Raw genomic sequence first — 16377 nt, 5'->3', positions numbered from 1 at the left:
AAAAGAATTTATTTTGCACCTCCACCTCTTACTTTCCAGGCAATTTTCTAATCAATAACCACAACAGAAAGAATAGTCCCAAATAACCAAATAAAGGATACAATACCGACAGTAATTTACCATACCCCACCTGACTGATTAAAAAGATAACAAACAGAATGATCAAGACAGCATGCTGATAACGAAGATGGAATGCCGACTGGAGCTGACGTGTTATTCCAAACACATTTCCAACAACCGTATTGAAAATCTCCCCGTAAATAACGACTAAGAACAGGACGTGAATAAAGGTTCCAAAATATCGGACAATCTCGGCCATTGGAATTTCATAAAGAAATGTTTCTGGAAAGACTGATAATGAAAAGTGAATTGTTAACAGAATAAAAAATAAAGCCAGTCCTCCTAAAAAGCCGCCCCACTTCAAGATATGTTCATCCTGAATCTCCTTCCCCAGCGGTACAAGGACAACCTGTGCTGTCATCAGATTAAATGCAGCATATGCAAAAGGCGACCCTGCCCAGGCAAGGTTGTCCGATAATTGAAAAGGAATCAGCTTTTCTGCCAGCAGATGTGGATGCCCGCCCGCAATGGAAGCCGCTATAAATAGACTGAACAGGATCATTAATGGCACAATGTATGAGTTGATCGCAAATAATCCATTTAATCCTTTCATTACAACGATATAAGAGAGAATAAGTGTAATGATAACGCCCATTTGAAATGGAAGACCAAGCTGTTCATGAAACACAGCTCCCGCTCCGGAAAGCATAACGGAAGTGACACCAATAACGACTACGAAGATAAAAATATTAACCACTCTGGCAATGCTTTTGCCGAATAGATATTCATTTAACTCCTGATAAGAATAAGCTCCGATTCGGGCAGATATAATCATTATTTTGGTTCCAATCAGAATAAATAACAGTCCGCTAATTGCAATGCCAATGGTTCCAAAAGCTCCATAGCCACTGAAAAATGTAACAATTTCTTTTCCGGAAGAAAAGCCGGCCCCAATAACCGTTCCAACATACGTCGCAGCTAACAGTAATATAGAAGTTTTTCGATTTCTCATCACGCCACCTCTTCAACATGTCTATGATAATGGGAGAGGGTAAAGACCAGCTTTTCGGATTTTAGCTTGAAAAAAAGCGGAAAACTCTCCAAACAATCATGAAAAACAACATATATCCAAAAAAAGAATAAGCATGGTTCCAATCGGTATGATGGACAAACCATCCCAGCTGTTCCGAGGCGCTTTCGATAAAAAGGGCAGCCATACCGATACCAAGAATCATAATGCATCGTGAAAGAAACCGCAGCCGATTGGCCACATACAAAAATAGAATGACGGAGACAGGAAGAAGGAGCAGTGTAAATGCGATATTAACCGTAAATATATCCGGAAAAAGTCTCATTGGAAAATGATACATGCCGATCCCGACAAAAAATAAATCCAGATAGCTCCCAATGATAGAAGAAAGGAGAGCTGCTATGATATATGCCTGCTGTTCTTTATTCCTCTCTGAGGAAGATTGCTTTTTTTGCAATGATGGCAAGCTCGATTTTTTCCATTGCTTTGCAGTATTTTTCATGAATTTCCCCACCTGTATTTTTTTCTTCCTCTATTAAATAATCAATAATAGTTAAATCATCAAACCAGTCTCCTTTTTCAGCCGGTGAGTGGTCTACGTTTTTCCATGCGTATTTCAGTGGAGGACTATAGATTCGGGGCATTCCTTTTTTACGTTTACAATGCTTTGTCCTTCGCTGATATATCGCACCAGGAGCGGATTCATTTACAGAATGAAACAGATCCTCCCAATAATCTGCTCTGGAACCTGTATGAGGATGCTTCTCGGTCCATCTCAAAACATTCTGTAAGACATCCGCTTGTTGAAAAAGGATGGAATATAAACGCTTCCCCAGCATAATCCGTTCATGGAGGGAACCGAAATGGTGCAGTGTATCGCCAATTAATGCAGGCTTCTTCTTGAGTTTTTCAGAGTTATAAAACGGGAAAATGATATGATTAAAACGCAGAAAATCATACAGCTTAAAGCCTAATGTATCTAAGACAGTTTCTTTATAATGGGGGTGATGAACCACCTTTTTTTCCAAATAGCTTTGCTCGTTAATAATGGTTGCGATGGATAAAAGATAGCGATCGTTATACTCCCAGAAATGCTGCCATACCACTTCCATAAAGATAGAGACGTTCAGGAATGGAAGAAGGTGAAAAAGGCTCCTATTTATTTTCAAGCTTTGCTCGTATAGTAATAATTGCGGGTAAACATCCTGAAATATTAACCAATTGCCCCGCTCTAAAAATAAATAGAAGTTATTTTGTTCTTTTTCAGATAACAAACGCGATAGGAGGTCACCTTTTAAATCAGTCATATTCCAGCCGCCGTTCCGCGATACCATATGTCCTAATAAAGCCCAGTGGATTTCAGGATGCTGTATATAAAAATCGTAGTAAGCCTGTGTCCGGGTAACATTGTTTTTATTCCGCTTATTTGTTGTTTGATGGATGCTGTGAATTAACATCCTTTCTCTTTTTGGCAGCATGTATAAGGATAGGCCGTTTGCTTTTTGCTTCCTTTTAATTTTCAATTCCTTTTTTATATCAAGAAGTGACTTTTCGTACACTTTCTTCTTTTTGAAACAGCCAATCGTCATCCAGTCGCCTCCTTACCTAAGGAATATGCTCTCATCGTGTGGCATATGTATAAAAAAATAGTTCCTATAAGAGAGGTTTTTTTATGAAAGAAAAGGTGGATGCAGAAATAAATCAACTGGTTGATAGGCTTACAGGGGAACAGAAGCTTGATGGATCCTGGTCATATCCTTTTGAAACCGGAATTTCAACAGACTGTTATATGATTATCCTTTTACGTACATTGGAAATGGATGAGGAGGATTTAATTGATGCACTGGTAAGCAGAATCCTTCGTAAACAAGGTAAAAATGGAGCCTGGAAAATATTTCACGATGAAGCGGGTGGGAATCTCACGGCAACAGTGGAGGCCTGTTATGCACTCCTTTACTCCGGCCGCAAAAAAAAGGAGGACCGGGAGATACGTTTAGCTACAAGGTTTATCCAGCAGCATGGCGGTTTAAAAGAAATCAATATGTTTGCAAAAGTCATGCTAGCTCTGACAGGGCAGTACAAATGGCCGCGTTATCTTCCTGTTCCAGTTCAATTCATTCTTTTTCCAGTGTCGTTTCCACTTAATATATTTGACTTATCCTTATACGCACGGTCAAATTTAATTCCTATACTAATCACAGCAGATTATAAATTCAGCCGGAAAACCAAACGCTCACCCGATTTGTCTGATTTATTTTTACAGCGGGGAGATGATGGCGATTGGGAAACGGAGCTAAACAGCTGGCGCCCCTTTGATACACCTTTTCAACGGGGGATTGGGAGTCTGATAGGGCTGCCGGAAGACCTTCATGAATTAGCCCTGCAGCGCGCGGAGGAGTATATGCTAAACCGGACGGAGTCAGACGGCACGTTTTACAGTTATTTCAGTTCGACATTTTTGATGATATTTGCTTTGATGGCCAGGGGCTATTCAAAACAGGATTCTATTATTATCAAGGCTGTAGAGGGCCTAAAGGGGTTTAAAACCAACATTGGAAAACAAACGCATATGCAGTATACGACCGCAAACGTCTGGAATACTGCTTTGATTAGTCATGCTTTGCAAAAGGCTGGAGTATCTCCGATCACAACGGTAATTGACAAAGCCAACCAATATTTACTGAAGAGACAGCAAATGGAATATGGTGATTGGGCCATTCATAACCAAGATGTGATACCTGGCGGGTGGGGGTTTTCCAATATCAATACGATTAATCCCGATTTGGATGATACAACAGCTTCGTTGAGATCTATCCGCTCCCTCTCCCGTGAAGATACAATTTATCGCCAAGCCTGGGATCGCGGAATTCAATGGGCTGTTTCTATGCAGAATGATGATGGGGGCTGGCCTGCCTTTGAGAAAAATGTGGATAATACATTGCTTTCCTGGCTGCCGATTGAAGGAGGAGGATCGATGCTGTTGGACCCTTCAACAGCGGATTTGACAGGGAGAACATTGGAGTTCTTTGGGAATGATACCCGCACAGATACGAATCACCCCCTTATTAAACGTGGAGTAAAATGGCTTCTGCATAATCAGGAAAAGGATGGGTCCTGGTATGGGAGATGGGGAATTTGCTATATATACGGAACTTGGGCAGCGATTACGGGATTAGCAGCGGTTAAAACACGCAGTGATCATCCGCAGATTCAAAAAGCAATTAAATGGTTGTATGCCATTCAAAATCAGGATGGCGGCTGGGGAGAATCCTGTAAAAGTGATATAGAGAAAAAGTATGTTCCGCTAAAGATGAGTACGCGTACTCATACAGCCTGGGCAATAGACACCTTGATTGCTGCAGAGGAAAAGGCAACACCTGAGATTGAGCGGGGGATTTCGTATTTACTTGAGTCATCGGAGAAAGATGATTGTACGACAGCCTATCCGAAAGGGCAGGGGCTGGCAGGAGGATTTTATATACATTATCATAGCTATGAATATCTGTTTCCGCTGCTTGCTTTAGCAAATTACCGGGACAAATTTTGTTGAAGTAAGCATACGGATGTGCAATAACGATAGAAATATGTGAGGTGCTTGGATATGATTCATATAGTTAAACCAGGGGAGACACTCCATCAAATAGCAAGGGATTATCGTATACCAATACAGACGATCATAAACGCTAATCCGACCTTAAATCCAAATGTCATTTATTCGGGACAGTCTATAATCATACCAGGCTTTTCTTCTGCCAATACACTTCCATATCAGATCGATATATCTGTCAATAATCGGAAGCTGACTTTATTAAAGGACGGCGTACAGCAAAAGCAATATCCAATTGCAGTGGGAAGAATGCTGCATGGTACACCGGTAGGGAATTATATCGTGATTAATAAAGCGCCCAATCCAGGCGGTCCATTCGGTACAATGTGGATGAGTCTGTCAAAGGAACACTACGGGATTCATGGAACGAATGATCCGAGTTCGATTGGCAAAGCCGTATCGCATGGTTGTATACGAATGTACAATCAGGATGTGGAGGAATTGGCGGGGATTATTCCAATTGGAACGCCGGTTTTTATACATCCGTAACCTGTATAATCAATAACAAGGAGAATGCCATCTGAAATGTCGGATGGCACTCATGCCTATGGATAACTATGGATTCAGTAAAAAATTCGGTTGGTTGAATGACCGATTTGGTGTATCCTGGCAACTGAACTTACCAGAATAAATTTTTAACAAATAAAGAACCCACTTTGAGCAGGCTTTTTCAAAATGGGTTCTTTTCATTTAATACAACAGCTGGATTTATAAAGGATGCTTCATTAAAGTCAAATAGCACTATTTCCCGCTTTTTCCAGCACACGTTTCTCTTTCTCGCTTTCAAGCCCTGCTTTCCACTGTCCTTTCCGGTCACGTAAACTCCATTCATATTTAAGGAGTCAGGAAGCCAAAAAGGAAGCTCTATCCAAGGCTGAATTTGATTTTCTTGTAAAATAGATTCCTCCACCCAACAAAGCTCTGTATTTTCTGGTGAAACTAGTTTTTGGCAAGTTAACATAAAGTCTTTAAATCCCAATTTCTCTTTTGGACCAGCTGTATTAAATGTTCCTTTTACACCCTGTTCAATAGCTTTAACAATCCATGATGCTAAATCACGCACATCAATAAACTGAATCTTTTTATTATCATTCACATTTGGAACGAGAATTCTTCCGCCCTGATGCATTCTCCAGGGCCAATAGGTGAAGCGGTCTGTCGGGTCATCTGGTCCAACAATAAGACCTGGACGGATAGTAAGTGAGTTATTATAAAAATCACTGTTTACAATGACCTCGCAAGTAGCCTTATTGCTGGCGTAGTCATCTTTATCCAGTTCGTGTAACGTATTCGATTCGAGTACAGGTCCTTTATTTAGATGCCTATATGCGCTAATACTGGAGATGTAAATATAAGTATTGCAACGATTCTTTAATTGATTTATCGAGCGCTGTACATCATTTGGATTAGTACCTGGATCAATCACTGCATCCCAGTAACCCGTAAGCTTTTCAATATCATCTGTACTGCGATTGCCAACGATATGTGTGACACCAGCTGTTTCCTTCAGAAATTCCGGGTTTGTTTTTCCTCTATTGAATAATGTGATTTCCATTCCCTTATTCAAAGCCTGTTCTGCGATATGTTTCCCTAAAAATAATGTGCCGCCCAGCAATAGAACTTTCATTAGTCTAATTCCTCCCTAAAGGTAAAGTCTGTAACCCGATACTTCTCTTGACGGTATAAAGTACTTAAGCCGCCATTTTACAATCTATTGAAGAATTGCCTTGCTGCTGTTGAACATATAACGCTGGAATACTTACATTGTCAGTAAGAAGACTGGCAATCAGCTGTATGTCCTCATTCTGCAGTGCTTGACTATATAGCTGTACCCGAAGTGCTTCTTCTTCATCTAAAGAGTGTGCCTCTTCTATATTGTCGCGAACTTCATTTATTACCTTTTGTCTTGCCCGGAAAAGAGCTGCCTTCACAGCTCCAACACGCATATTCGTCAAAAATGCTATTTCTTTCAGACTGCATCTGCATACATCAGATAAAAGAAATAGTATTTGCTGGTTTATGGTTAGTCTGGTGACAAGTGTATTTAAAACATGTGTGAAATTTAAAGAAGTCATTAACTCAGTCGAACTGCCGAACTGCTGACAGTTATCTTCGTATGGAACAGTTGGCAGTTTTCGTTTGCGGATCTCATCAATCCATGTATTTTTTGCAATGGCGGTAAAATATGCCTTTGACAGTGATTTAGGTTTCTTTCGCCAACCTATGTAGGCTTTTATCCAGGTTGTCTGCATAAGATCCTCTGCATCATGGGGATTATTGGTAAAATGCAGACAAGCCTTCCACGTTGAAGAAGAATAGTCTTCCCAAACTTTATTAAACTTTTGATTCATGATTTACACTCCTTTTTAAGCACTCCTTTCACTTCCTTTAACGAAAAACAAGGAGAAAAGGATACGATTTTGGGGTAAAATATTTGAATGCGAAAAAGTCCTGGCGATTATTAATTATATTATCAACATTATTGCGGATATGTGTAACATGCACAAGTAATATAGCCTGTTATGTCCCACCATTCTTTATATTTTGTTAGAGATCGGTAAGCTTGAATCATTTTAAAATTTGTGTATAATGATAAGAAATTAAAGGAATAGAGTAAAGCAAATGTTTTCTAGGGTTCCGCAATGCTAATATTGGCCTGGACCGAGAGAAAACTCACAGTGAAATACTGTGTCACGGAGGGATAAAAGCCCGGGAGAAACTGTATCTACAGTTATCTCTCCGGGCTTTTTGTTTTTTCTTTTTTTGGCAAGAATAAAATTGGAGGTGTTTTCGTTGAGTCGAAACTGGATTAAAGTGTTTATTGCAGCTTTTTTGGAGATTTTTTGGGTGATTGGATTGACCCATTCTTATGATTTTTGGACCTGGACTGGAACAGTTATTGCTATTATCGTCAGTAATTATCTAATGATTACAGCAGCACAGGTACTTCCGGCTGGAACGGTTTATGCTGTTTTTGTAGGCTTAGGAACAGCAGGTACTGTGATTGCGGGGATTCTTTTCTTTGGAGAAGCATTCCAATGGATGAAAATTCTTTTAATAGCAGTGCTATTATCTGGAGTTATGGGGCTGAAATTAGTTACGCCTGATAAGGAAAAGAAAGGAGCTGAATCCTGATGGCCTGGTTTACTTTAATTATAGCGGGATTACTGGAGACATTTGGCGTTGCAATGATTAATCAGCTTTCTGTAAAGCGGAATTTGCAAACCGTTATTTTACTCATTTTAGGATTTGGTTCCAGTCTTGCTTTACTCAGTTATTCATTGCAATTCATTCCTATGGGAACTGGCTATGCCATTTGGACAGGGATTGGTGTAGTCGGCGGGGCACTAATTGGCATGATATTTTATGGCGAATCAAAGGACTGGAAGAGGATCGTTTTTATAACAATGGTTTTATGCTCGGTGATTGGGCTTAAACTTATCTCATAACTTATGAGAAATATAAATAAATGATTGTTTTTGAGGATTTAGGTAGAAAAAAGCCGGAATTATAATTTTGTGAGCCTGTTTTGAATAAAACTGTTCAAACCAGGCTCTTATTTTCTGAAACAGGACTTTTATAAAGCTGAATTACTATAAATTAAATTATTATTGCCTATTTTTGTTTTCATAATGAATTTGATTAATGCATAATATAATCCGAGTATCATCGCTGTTAAACATATATTATGACCATGTAATTGGGGATAAACGGCAGTTGCTAAGGTATATATGCCGATTGACAGTGCATGAATATATGTGCTTTAATGTGAATGAATAAAAAAATATTCATTCATTGGGAGGGTAAATAATGATTTCAAAAAAATGAATATGAAAGAGATAGCCAGAACATCTATATCATTTTAAATAAAGGAGCTGCTTTCTATGAGAAACGAATCATGTATCGTACAAACTTCTCTTGGTTCACTTCAAGGGGTTCTAAGGAATGGCGTTGTTCAGTTTCGTAATGTTCCGTATGCCGGCGCACCAGAAGGGGAGTTTCGTTTTTCCCCAACACGCCCTGTTTCAGCTTGGACTGGAATTCGGGATGCAAGTATTCATGGTTTTATTGCACCACAACCGCCTTCTCCATTACGTCAAGCTATCGGAGAAGCTTCTGAACCGTCTCAAGGAGAAGATTGTTTATCTTTAACAATTTCAACTCCTGCAGCAGATCAGCAAAAACGGACTGTTGTTGTTTGGTTACATGGTGGACATTATATGACTGGATCTGGATCACTGGACTGGTACGATGGAGCGGAGCTTTCCAAAGAGGGAGATATAGTAACTGTAGGCGTCAACTATCGGCTTGGTGCTTTTGGATTTTTGCATTATCCAGGGATTAGCGATGGCAAAATGGGGATTTCTGATATCCTCGCTGCTCTAAATTGGGTTCAAGATCATATTGCGCAATTTGGTGGCGATCCCGATCAGGTTACGATCATGGGGCAATCCGCAGGAGCCCATGCCATTATGTGCCTATTGGCTATGCAGGAGGCGCGGGGGCTTTTCAGAAGAGCGATCCTGCAGAGTGCTCCCGCAGGTCTTGCTCCATTGTCAGAAGCAAAAGCATTGGAAAATGCGAGCCGGTTTCTGGATATTTTGGGTATTAATCAGAGAGATCCACAAGAAATAATCACGCAATTGAATACCCTGCCACCTGCCCGAATTATACAGGCAACGGGAAAATTAGCTCAAGAAATTTCACGCTTTGGCCAGCTTAATTTGCCTTTTATGCCTGTTTTTAATTCTTTTTCTACAGCGGATAATTTTATTGATTTAGCCGCAAAAGGAGCAGGTGATGCCGGCATTGATTTCATTGTGGGTACCAATAGAGAGGAAGCAAATATTCTTCTTGGGAACCTAAAAGACCTTGATCCAGCCCTTGTTAAAGAACGTTTTGTTACTTTGAACGGGAAAGAAGAGGCAATCGAGCAATACCGGTGGCGGCGCCCTGGCAGTACAACTGTCGATTTAGTATCTGACTTGATTACTGATTATATATTCCTCCTGCCGTCTATCAGGTTAGCAGAAGCATCTCATAAAGCTGGCTCACATACTTGGGTATATCAGTTTGATTGGGCACCATTTGGGTCTCCTTTTAAAGCCTGTCATGGTTTAGAACTGCCGTTTATATTCGGAAATATCGAAGCATACAAGGATGTACCGATATTGCAGGGGGCTGATCCAGGGGTAGTTGCTGATTTAACAGCTGCAATTCAAAGTGCGTGGATTGGGTTTATTAGAACTGGCAACCCTGCTGTTTCTATCTCATGGCCTTCTTATGAGAGGAATCAGAGGCAAACTATGCGGTATGCTTCTGTTATCGGAGCTCTGGGTGATGTAGCTGAAATCAATCACCGCTTCCATATGCGTTAGAAATATGTTCCCCATCATCACAGCTTTTGCAAGGAATCGGGATTAGTTCATATAGATGAAATTTATATCGTCCAATATGAATGAATTTAAAAATATTCATTCATATTGGACGATAAAGGAGCGTGAGTGATTAAAGAGTAGAAAGCATGAGAGACTGATTATTTTAAATGAGCTTGACCAAGACGCGTTAAAAGGACTATTACAATTAACCACTAATCTGTAGAAGCAATGTTTCTCAGTATGCGTTAATTTAATTTTAATGGAGGTTTTTTCATATGAAACGTACAGTAGAAATCGTATTAAGTATGCTTGGAGTAATCATGAGTTTTATCATGGCTGGAACTGGTGTGGTTTTCTTATATCTCAAGAACAGCGCATCTTTTCTGCGGTATTTGGACTCCGGCTGGGGTGAGCAGCAAAACGCTTATACACTGGAACAGTTAGGTCAAGCCGGTACCATGTTTATTTTGCCTGGAATGATCGGTATTGTATTTGGGGTAATTGCGGCACAGCTGTTGAAAAGAAATCGTAGTCCAAAACTTGCAGGGTGGATATTGATTATCATATCTGTAGTGATTAGTACCATTTCAGTAATCGGAATGATTCCCGCTATATTCTTTATCGCTGCAGGGATTATGACTTTGATTAGAAAACCATAGGAGTGTATGGAGAAGGGCGTGATGCAAATGCAAAATGATGATTGGATTACTACTTTTGAAGCCTATGTAGAAAAAGTATTGAAAGAGTCTCATCTCCCTGGTGTTGCTGTCGGACTGGCAAAGGATGGGCATACCTTTTATGAAAAGGGCTTTGGTTACAGTGATTTAGAAAACCAATTGAAGATTACAAGCGATACTGTATTCGCTATTGGATCGATTACAAAAACATTTACTTGTGTTGCTTTAATGCAATTAAAAGAGGAGGGGAAACTCTCCTTGCATGACCCCATTAAAAAATATTTACCCGATTTTCAACTTAAAAATGAGAAAGACGCTGATCAAATAACAATTCATCATTTCATGACTCACACAAGTGGTATCCCTGATCTCCAGACATTTCCAATGGTATTGTACGAAAGCTTAACAGAAGATGATTTCAGGTATGATCCGGCAATCCAAGGGAATAAAGAAGAGGTTCAACCGATTTATACGTATGAAGAATATCTCCATTATATTTCTCAATTGGATTTCAAATTATTGGGGGAGCCTGGGAAACAGTGGCTTTACAGTAATGATTGCTATGGTTTGTTAGGAGCAATTATCGAACGGGTAAGCGGGAAAAAATATGAAACATATATTTATGAACATATTTTGAAGCCTGCCGGGATGAAACGCACCTCTTTTTTTCTAGATGATTTTTATAATATAGATGTAACTAAAATTTATGTATCTCGTGAAAAGCATGGAGAAAAAACCATTGTCCCTTCCCGAAACTGGTGGGATACTCCAGTGCAGCGAGCCGCTGGTTTCCTGAAATCGACCGTTTCCGATATGCTGAAATTTACAGAGATTTTTCGGACAGGTGGAAAGGCAGGACCCGAGCGGATTTTGACAAATGATAGTGTCAAACAGATGACAGAGGCTCATATTTGGAGAAATAAACGAATTAGACAAGGATATGGGTATGGCCTATCGACCGTTTCTGACTACCATGGAACAAAACTGGTGGAACATGCCGGCGGTCTTAAAGGCGGAGGAGCACAAATGTATATTATTGCTGAAAAAGGTTTAACGGGGATAGTCCTCACTAATATTTTAAGTGTGGCACCAACTGCAATTATGAATGGGGCATTTAATTGCATGGAGAACCGGTCAGCTGAAGCGTCTCATGTTATCTATGAAAACAAAGCAGCAGGGTCACAAGGTTGTTTATCACAGTATGTTGGTAATTATCAATCAGAGACGATGAATTTGTCTCTTTTCGTTGAAGTAAAAAAGAGTCAGCTTCAGGCATATGTGCTTGACTCTCCAATGGGCTTAAAGCCTATTGATAAAAATACTTTTTTATTGGAAGGGACAATGGATTGTGTCAAATTTAACAGAAATGTACATGGTCATATCGCAGAAATGGATTATAAAGGGCTGAAATTCAGAAGGAAAGGATAATGAAGCTCGAGTGATAATCGATATTAGTGGAAACATCATTTCAAATCAAGAGATAACGTCTATGTAGAAAAAAGGTGAAGGAGCGAAAACACATGTATCAATTATATACTTTTTTAGTGGGAATCCATATTTTTGCTGCCATCATTGGGCTGGGGCCTATTCTGGTATTTAATCAAATTTTAAAAAACGCCGGAAATATGAATGAGTTAAAAAATGCTCATAAAATCATTGGAAAATTAAACCCCTTATCCAGTATCGGCTTTGGTCTGCTTGTAACCACTGGTTTATTAATGGGAGTTATGAATCCATCATTGTTTAAAACAGTTTGGTATTTGTTGGCATTGGGTTTATTTATCATTTTAGGGATCTACAGCTCGTTCACGATAGAGCGTAAACTGAAATCCATGTTGAATATTTCCGAGACTCACGTTGGTGAAAATATTCCGCAAGAATATATAGAACTATTAAACCAGAAGATATCACATGATTGGGTACAAAACGCACTGCTCATTACTATCTTTATTCTGATGGTTTTTAAGCCTGGTAATTAAAAATAACGGCTCAAGGCAAGATTTAAACAGTCCCTGTCTAACTTCATCCTGGAACCCGCTTGAAGTTGACAGTAATGAAAACGGTATGCTTTAATATGAATAATTAAATAAATATTCACTCTAAAAAGGTTGAGGGCCAATGGATGTAAAATCAAATATTTTTAAATGTGGTAAGGACTTATTTAGTACAAAAGGATTCAAAAAAACGAATATTAAACAGATAGCCGAAAAGGCCAATATAGGCGTTGGAACATTTTATAACTACTATACGTCCAAAGAGCAGTTGTTTATAGAAATATATACCCAAGAGAACGAGAAGCTCAAGAGCCGTCTTATTGAATCAATTGATTTAACGCAAGAGCCGGTAAAACTAATAAAGCTGCTTCTTATGGAAAATTTTAAGGAGATTCATGCAAACCCTATACTGAAAGAATGGTATAATCAGGATTTTTATAAAGAACTTGAGCAATACTATAGAAATGAAAATGGTAAAAACATTGATGCTATTCGCAGTTTGTACGTGGATTTACTTAAGAATTGGAAATCTCAAGGGAAAATCAGAGAAGATATCGATGAAGAACTTTTACCTGTTTTCTTTGATTCACTAATCTGCATCGATACACATAAAGATGAAGTTGGTATTCAACATTTTCCGCAGGTTATAAATTATTTAGTTGAATTTATCATACAAGGTTTAACCAATCATCATAAATGATATAGGATTTTATATCTCTCTGAATGAATTTTTAAAATTTATTTATTGTGAATCAGGATGATATAAAATTAAATATCCAACTGTAAAGCTTTGATATATTTTGGTTTAGAGCAGAAGAAAATCATGCTGTCTTCTTCTGCTCTTTTTTCTATTGGAAATAATTAATTGTTCAAACTTTTATTTAAACCAACCGCAGTTTACTGTAAAATGAATTCAAATAAATAATCAAATAACCACTCATAAATGAGCAGCTTTTTTCAATAATAATGAAACGAAATAGAATAGCATTCATCTATTATATAGAAGGAGGCGAGGCTGTTAATGAAAAAGCTATTACTTTTTACTTTACTGATTCTTTCTCTGAGTGCATGCAGTCAACCTGAACCAAATGAAATCGAGCCGACTCATGTTGATCCAGCTGTAAGTATGCCAAAGGATATGCCCGACGACTTTGGCTTTTCTATTCAGTTTGGCGTGGGGAAAAATAATGTTATTAACACTTTTGAAGGTACCGTGACGAAGGATTTAATAACAGATGGGACAGCAACTACAGAGATTACTTTAACAGAGGAAGAAATGAAAGCTATTTATGAAAGAATGATAGAAATCAATGTTGTTGAAACGAAAGAATTCACACCTGAACCTGTAAACGGCACGATGTGTAATATAGAGCCACACGAAGATGACGATTGGAAAATTATTATTAATGGTGAAACAATAACACATTCTGTTTCAGGAGCCTACTGTGACCCAACCGATGATACAGAGCAGCTAATTAAATTACGTAATTATGTATTTGGCATCGTTAGAGGAAAGGAAGCGTATAAGGAGCTGCCAGATGCTAAAGGTGGTTATGATTAAAATCTTATTAATGCAGAATAATTGAATAACAGAGCAGCATTAGCGGATATTTGTACTGTAAATTTTAAAACGAAGGATGGACTAATTGAGTGATAAAAGTTCTTCAAAACTAGAAAAATGGCATGCGAAATATGGAGCGGTAGTAACTGCGTTAAGCTGTTTAGGCAGCACCATTATAAGCTGGAGAAATAATTGGATACTCACCTGTTTCTTAGGAATAGGAGTCCTGAATTGTGGTACGATAGGAATTTTTGATATCAAGAGAACGATAACGGAAGGAAATAATCAAGTTTGATTGTAGGATAGTTTAAAAGAACGTAAAATGTATTATTGAGAATAAACCTGCATAAGAAATAAAAAAGGATATCAAAGATTAAAGATAATAAATCAATGAAGTTAAAGAAAATATATAAATCCTGCTATCTTTGGACTTATGCTAGATCGCAGAATACGAACGGGGGAAGTAGTAGACGTATGTCAGAAAATGAAAATGATTCCTTTCGAGATAAGAACGTAAAGGAAAAAATAGCAATAATTATAGGGATAACACTACTTATTATCTTTGCGATGGGCTTTGTATTTGGGCTTTATTTCTTCGGCTTGGCAGGGATTTTTAAGCTGCTCGGTGTTCAGTATGATTCCATTTGGTCCTTGTTACTTTTTGTTATCATCATGTTTATTGTAAGCGGCATATTTGAGATTTTCGCCAAATTAATTTTTATGTTGTCTGTCCGGAACATTACTGAAAAAACAACGGTACTTATTGTCCGGATTATGATTGAATTCACATTGAACTGGCTCGTACTATTTACTGTGGATGAATTTATGAGCAGTATCACGCTTTCTGCGAAAACAGAGATTATTATCGCACTGCTAATTACTGTAATAGAAATTGTTTTTGATGATGATAAGGATGAAGATGATGATGAAAAAGACGAAGATGAAAAAAATGATGAAGACGAGTAACTTGTCCATGTGGACGATATAACATTTTAAATCTATGCTTCCGAATAGTTTATAACTATCATTTAGTGAAAATTGAGGATTTGACGGCTCTTATGGATACAGCAGGGGCAATAGTTTTTGCCTCGGCGGTTCTTCTTATTGTTACCGTTATTTTAAATGCTATTACGCTATTTATATTTCATCATAAAGCAGCGGGGAAGGAAAGAATATGCCAAGGGACTCTAAAATGAATTATGTTAAGTTTCTTATTTGTGAAATTATCTTATTTGGTTTGCTTATAATAGTGAATTATTTTTTCGATGGTTACATCCAGCATCCATTTACAGAAGTGGATTTAATAGCAATTATTATATTTTTTCCTATTATTGGCTTCATCCTATTTTCGTTCACTAAGTTATTTAAGAAATTTCATACCATTCCTTTTAGAAATAAAATAATACTTTCCATTCCTGCTTTTATTGTAATAGTAATTGCTATTGGAATTATCTTATCGAGTTTTGGTATACAATAGTCTTTTAAACTATAGGAGTACTCGAATGAAACAAATAAGAATATTAAAATGATCAATAGAAAAGAAGCTGGTCAGGATTTAATATATTTATATTTTTACTATTTAGGCGTTCATACAAAAATAATCAAAGCCAATGAAAGCAATGGTTAGTTGATTCATCTAACTTTATATGCATGCTTTGATGTGCGAAAGTAAGATATTATATGTTATTTAATTAAGCTGTGAACCTGCACTAGTAGCTTTGTCAATATAGCCTATTTACAGAGGGAAAAGGGGTTTAATTGGATATAGAAAAATGCTGCAATAGCTATCTATTTGATAGAGGGAATAAAAAAATTAAAAAAAAGATTGATTTTTAATTTAATAGTATGGTATGATTCTATTTGTGCTTTTGAAAAGCCGATAGCGATTAAGAAAACTTTTAAAAAAGTTATTGACAATATTTTCAAAACATGATATATTAATTTGGTCGCTGTTTTTAAAAGCGGCAAAGAAATTGCTCTTTGAAAACTGAACAAAACAACCAGTACGAAAGAAGAAAAACACCTCGTTTTTCTTGAATATTTAAGTCAGAAGTTGACTTCTGAAAGCTA

The 16377-nt window shown here is 37.8% G+C and carries 17 protein-coding genes, 1 pseudogene and 1 riboswitch; of the genes and pseudogenes, 13 read left to right on the top strand and 5 right to left on the bottom strand.

What is annotated here, in order from left to right:
- Nucleotides 1–28 precede the first annotated feature (28 nt).
- The 3 genes from IEX29_RS23140 to IEX29_RS23130 form a co-directional block, all read right to left on the bottom strand.
- Nucleotides 29–1072 (bottom strand): YkvI family membrane protein, encoded by a 1044-nt coding sequence (locus tag IEX29_RS23140; protein ID WP_188737689.1) that lies wholly within the window; start codon nucleotides 1070–1072, stop codon nucleotides 29–31.
- 61 nt (nucleotides 1073–1133) lie between these two features.
- A complete protein-coding gene (locus IEX29_RS23135; RefSeq protein WP_229720347.1) occupies nucleotides 1134–1592 on the bottom strand; it encodes a CBO0543 family protein in 459 nt (152 codons plus the stop codon).
- Entirely contained in the window at nucleotides 1513–2679 is a 1167-nt protein-coding gene (locus IEX29_RS23130) for a DUF2515 domain-containing protein (protein ID WP_188737687.1), read from the bottom strand. The genes IEX29_RS23135 and IEX29_RS23130 overlap by 80 nt, the downstream gene beginning before the upstream one ends.
- 83 nt (nucleotides 2680–2762) lie before the next feature.
- On the opposite strand from IEX29_RS23130, the gene shc reads away from it, so the two are divergent.
- The 3 genes and pseudogenes from shc to IEX29_RS23115 all read left to right on the top strand — a co-directional run.
- The gene (gene shc / locus IEX29_RS23125) at nucleotides 2763–4640 is read left to right on the top strand and encodes a squalene--hopene cyclase (RefSeq protein ID WP_188737685.1); all 1878 of its coding nucleotides are present in this window, start codon (nucleotides 2763–2765) and stop codon (nucleotides 4638–4640) included.
- 51 nt (nucleotides 4641–4691) lie between these two features.
- Nucleotides 4692–5186, top strand: a complete 495-nt coding sequence (locus IEX29_RS23120; protein WP_188737683.1) for a L,D-transpeptidase family protein — start codon at nucleotides 4692–4694, stop codon at nucleotides 5184–5186.
- Between the two features lie 46 nt (nucleotides 5187–5232).
- Nucleotides 5233–5328, top strand: a pseudogene (locus IEX29_RS23115) (VOC family protein); the annotation flags it as partial.
- A 39-nt stretch (nucleotides 5329–5367) separates the two neighbouring features.
- Here the strand turns inward: IEX29_RS23115 and IEX29_RS23110 are convergent.
- The gene (locus IEX29_RS23110) at nucleotides 5368–6324 is read right to left on the bottom strand and encodes an NAD-dependent epimerase/dehydratase family protein (protein ID WP_188737681.1); all 957 of its coding nucleotides are present in this window, start codon (nucleotides 6322–6324) and stop codon (nucleotides 5368–5370) included.
- 64 nt (nucleotides 6325–6388) lie between these two features.
- Nucleotides 6389–7048 (bottom strand): RNA polymerase sigma factor, encoded by a 660-nt coding sequence (locus IEX29_RS23105; RefSeq protein ID WP_188737679.1) that lies wholly within the window; start codon nucleotides 7046–7048, stop codon nucleotides 6389–6391.
- Nucleotides 7049–7315: 267 nt separating this feature from the next.
- A riboswitch (guanidine-I (ykkC/yxkD leader) is annotated at nucleotides 7316–7415 on the top strand.
- A gap of 75 nt (nucleotides 7416–7490) precedes the next feature.
- Here IEX29_RS23105 and IEX29_RS23100 point away from each other — a divergent pair.
- From IEX29_RS23100 to IEX29_RS23055, 10 genes are all read left to right on the top strand, one after another.
- Entirely contained in the window at nucleotides 7491–7832 is a 342-nt protein-coding gene (locus tag IEX29_RS23100; protein ID WP_188737677.1) for a DMT family transporter, read from the top strand.
- Complete coding sequence (locus IEX29_RS23095; protein ID WP_188737675.1) at nucleotides 7832–8146, top strand: DMT family transporter; 315 nt, start codon at nucleotides 7832–7834, stop codon at nucleotides 8144–8146. The genes IEX29_RS23100 and IEX29_RS23095 overlap by 1 nt, the downstream gene beginning before the upstream one ends.
- A 435-nt stretch (nucleotides 8147–8581) precedes the next feature.
- Nucleotides 8582–10075, top strand: coding sequence for a carboxylesterase/lipase family protein (locus IEX29_RS23090; protein WP_188737673.1), 1494 nt, complete (start codon nucleotides 8582–8584; stop codon nucleotides 10073–10075).
- A gap of 275 nt (nucleotides 10076–10350) precedes the next feature.
- Nucleotides 10351–10734, top strand: coding sequence for a DUF4064 domain-containing protein (locus IEX29_RS23085; protein WP_188737671.1), 384 nt, complete (start codon nucleotides 10351–10353; stop codon nucleotides 10732–10734).
- Nucleotides 10735–10755: 21 nt separating this feature from the next.
- Nucleotides 10756–12180, top strand: a complete 1425-nt coding sequence (locus IEX29_RS23080) for a serine hydrolase domain-containing protein (protein WP_188737670.1) — start codon at nucleotides 10756–10758, stop codon at nucleotides 12178–12180.
- 92 nt (nucleotides 12181–12272) lie between these two features.
- Entirely contained in the window at nucleotides 12273–12731 is a 459-nt protein-coding gene (locus IEX29_RS23075; protein ID WP_188737668.1) for a DUF2269 family protein, read from the top strand.
- Nucleotides 12732–12870: 139 nt separating this feature from the next.
- Nucleotides 12871–13446, top strand: coding sequence for a TetR/AcrR family transcriptional regulator (locus IEX29_RS23070; protein WP_188737666.1), 576 nt, complete (start codon nucleotides 12871–12873; stop codon nucleotides 13444–13446).
- A 321-nt stretch (nucleotides 13447–13767) separates the two neighbouring features.
- Complete coding sequence (locus IEX29_RS23065; protein ID WP_188737665.1) at nucleotides 13768–14307, top strand: hypothetical protein; 540 nt, start codon at nucleotides 13768–13770, stop codon at nucleotides 14305–14307.
- Nucleotides 14308–14392: 85 nt separating this feature from the next.
- A complete protein-coding gene (locus tag IEX29_RS23060) occupies nucleotides 14393–14602 on the top strand; it encodes a hypothetical protein (RefSeq protein ID WP_188737663.1) in 210 nt (69 codons plus the stop codon).
- Between the two features lie 179 nt (nucleotides 14603–14781).
- The gene (locus IEX29_RS23055; RefSeq protein WP_188737661.1) at nucleotides 14782–15273 is read left to right on the top strand and encodes a YrvL family regulatory protein; all 492 of its coding nucleotides are present in this window, start codon (nucleotides 14782–14784) and stop codon (nucleotides 15271–15273) included.
- Nucleotides 15274–16377: the final 1104 nt, after the last annotated feature.

It is taken from the genome of Oceanobacillus neutriphilus (assembly GCF_014645515.1).
Classification (GTDB): Bacteria; Bacillota; Bacilli; order Bacillales; family Amphibacillaceae; genus Oceanobacillus; species Oceanobacillus neutriphilus.
The sequence above is the reverse complement of the archived record's forward strand: the minus strand, read 5'-3'. Positions and strand labels throughout refer to the sequence as shown.

Coding starts and splice junctions, on each gene's coding strand:
- IEX29_RS23140 (WP_188737689.1), bottom strand. CDS start 1,072: ATGAGAAATCGAAAAACTTCTATATTACTGTTAGCTGCGACGTATGTT.
- IEX29_RS23135 (WP_229720347.1), bottom strand. CDS start 1,592: ATGAAAAATACTGCAAAGCAATGGAAAAAATCGAGCTTGCCATCATTG.
- IEX29_RS23130 (WP_188737687.1), bottom strand. CDS start 2,679: ATGACGATTGGCTGTTTCAAAAAGAAGAAAGTGTACGAAAAGTCACTT.
- shc (WP_188737685.1), top strand. CDS start 2,763: ATGAAAGAAAAGGTGGATGCAGAAATAAATCAACTGGTTGATAGGCTT.
- IEX29_RS23120 (WP_188737683.1), top strand. CDS start 4,692: ATGATTCATATAGTTAAACCAGGGGAGACACTCCATCAAATAGCAAGG.
- IEX29_RS23110 (WP_188737681.1), bottom strand. CDS start 6,324: ATGAAAGTTCTATTGCTGGGCGGCACATTATTTTTAGGGAAACATATC.
- IEX29_RS23105 (WP_188737679.1), bottom strand. CDS start 7,048: ATGAATCAAAAGTTTAATAAAGTTTGGGAAGACTATTCTTCTTCAACG.
- IEX29_RS23095 (WP_188737675.1), top strand. CDS start 7,832: ATGGCCTGGTTTACTTTAATTATAGCGGGATTACTGGAGACATTTGGC.
- IEX29_RS23090 (WP_188737673.1), top strand. CDS start 8,582: ATGAGAAACGAATCATGTATCGTACAAACTTCTCTTGGTTCACTTCAA.
- IEX29_RS23085 (WP_188737671.1), top strand. CDS start 10,351: ATGAAACGTACAGTAGAAATCGTATTAAGTATGCTTGGAGTAATCATG.
- IEX29_RS23080 (WP_188737670.1), top strand. CDS start 10,756: ATGCAAATGCAAAATGATGATTGGATTACTACTTTTGAAGCCTATGTA.
- IEX29_RS23075 (WP_188737668.1), top strand. CDS start 12,273: ATGTATCAATTATATACTTTTTTAGTGGGAATCCATATTTTTGCTGCC.
- IEX29_RS23070 (WP_188737666.1), top strand. CDS start 12,871: ATGGATGTAAAATCAAATATTTTTAAATGTGGTAAGGACTTATTTAGT.
- IEX29_RS23065 (WP_188737665.1), top strand. CDS start 13,768: ATGAAAAAGCTATTACTTTTTACTTTACTGATTCTTTCTCTGAGTGCA.
- IEX29_RS23055 (WP_188737661.1), top strand. CDS start 14,782: ATGTCAGAAAATGAAAATGATTCCTTTCGAGATAAGAACGTAAAGGAA.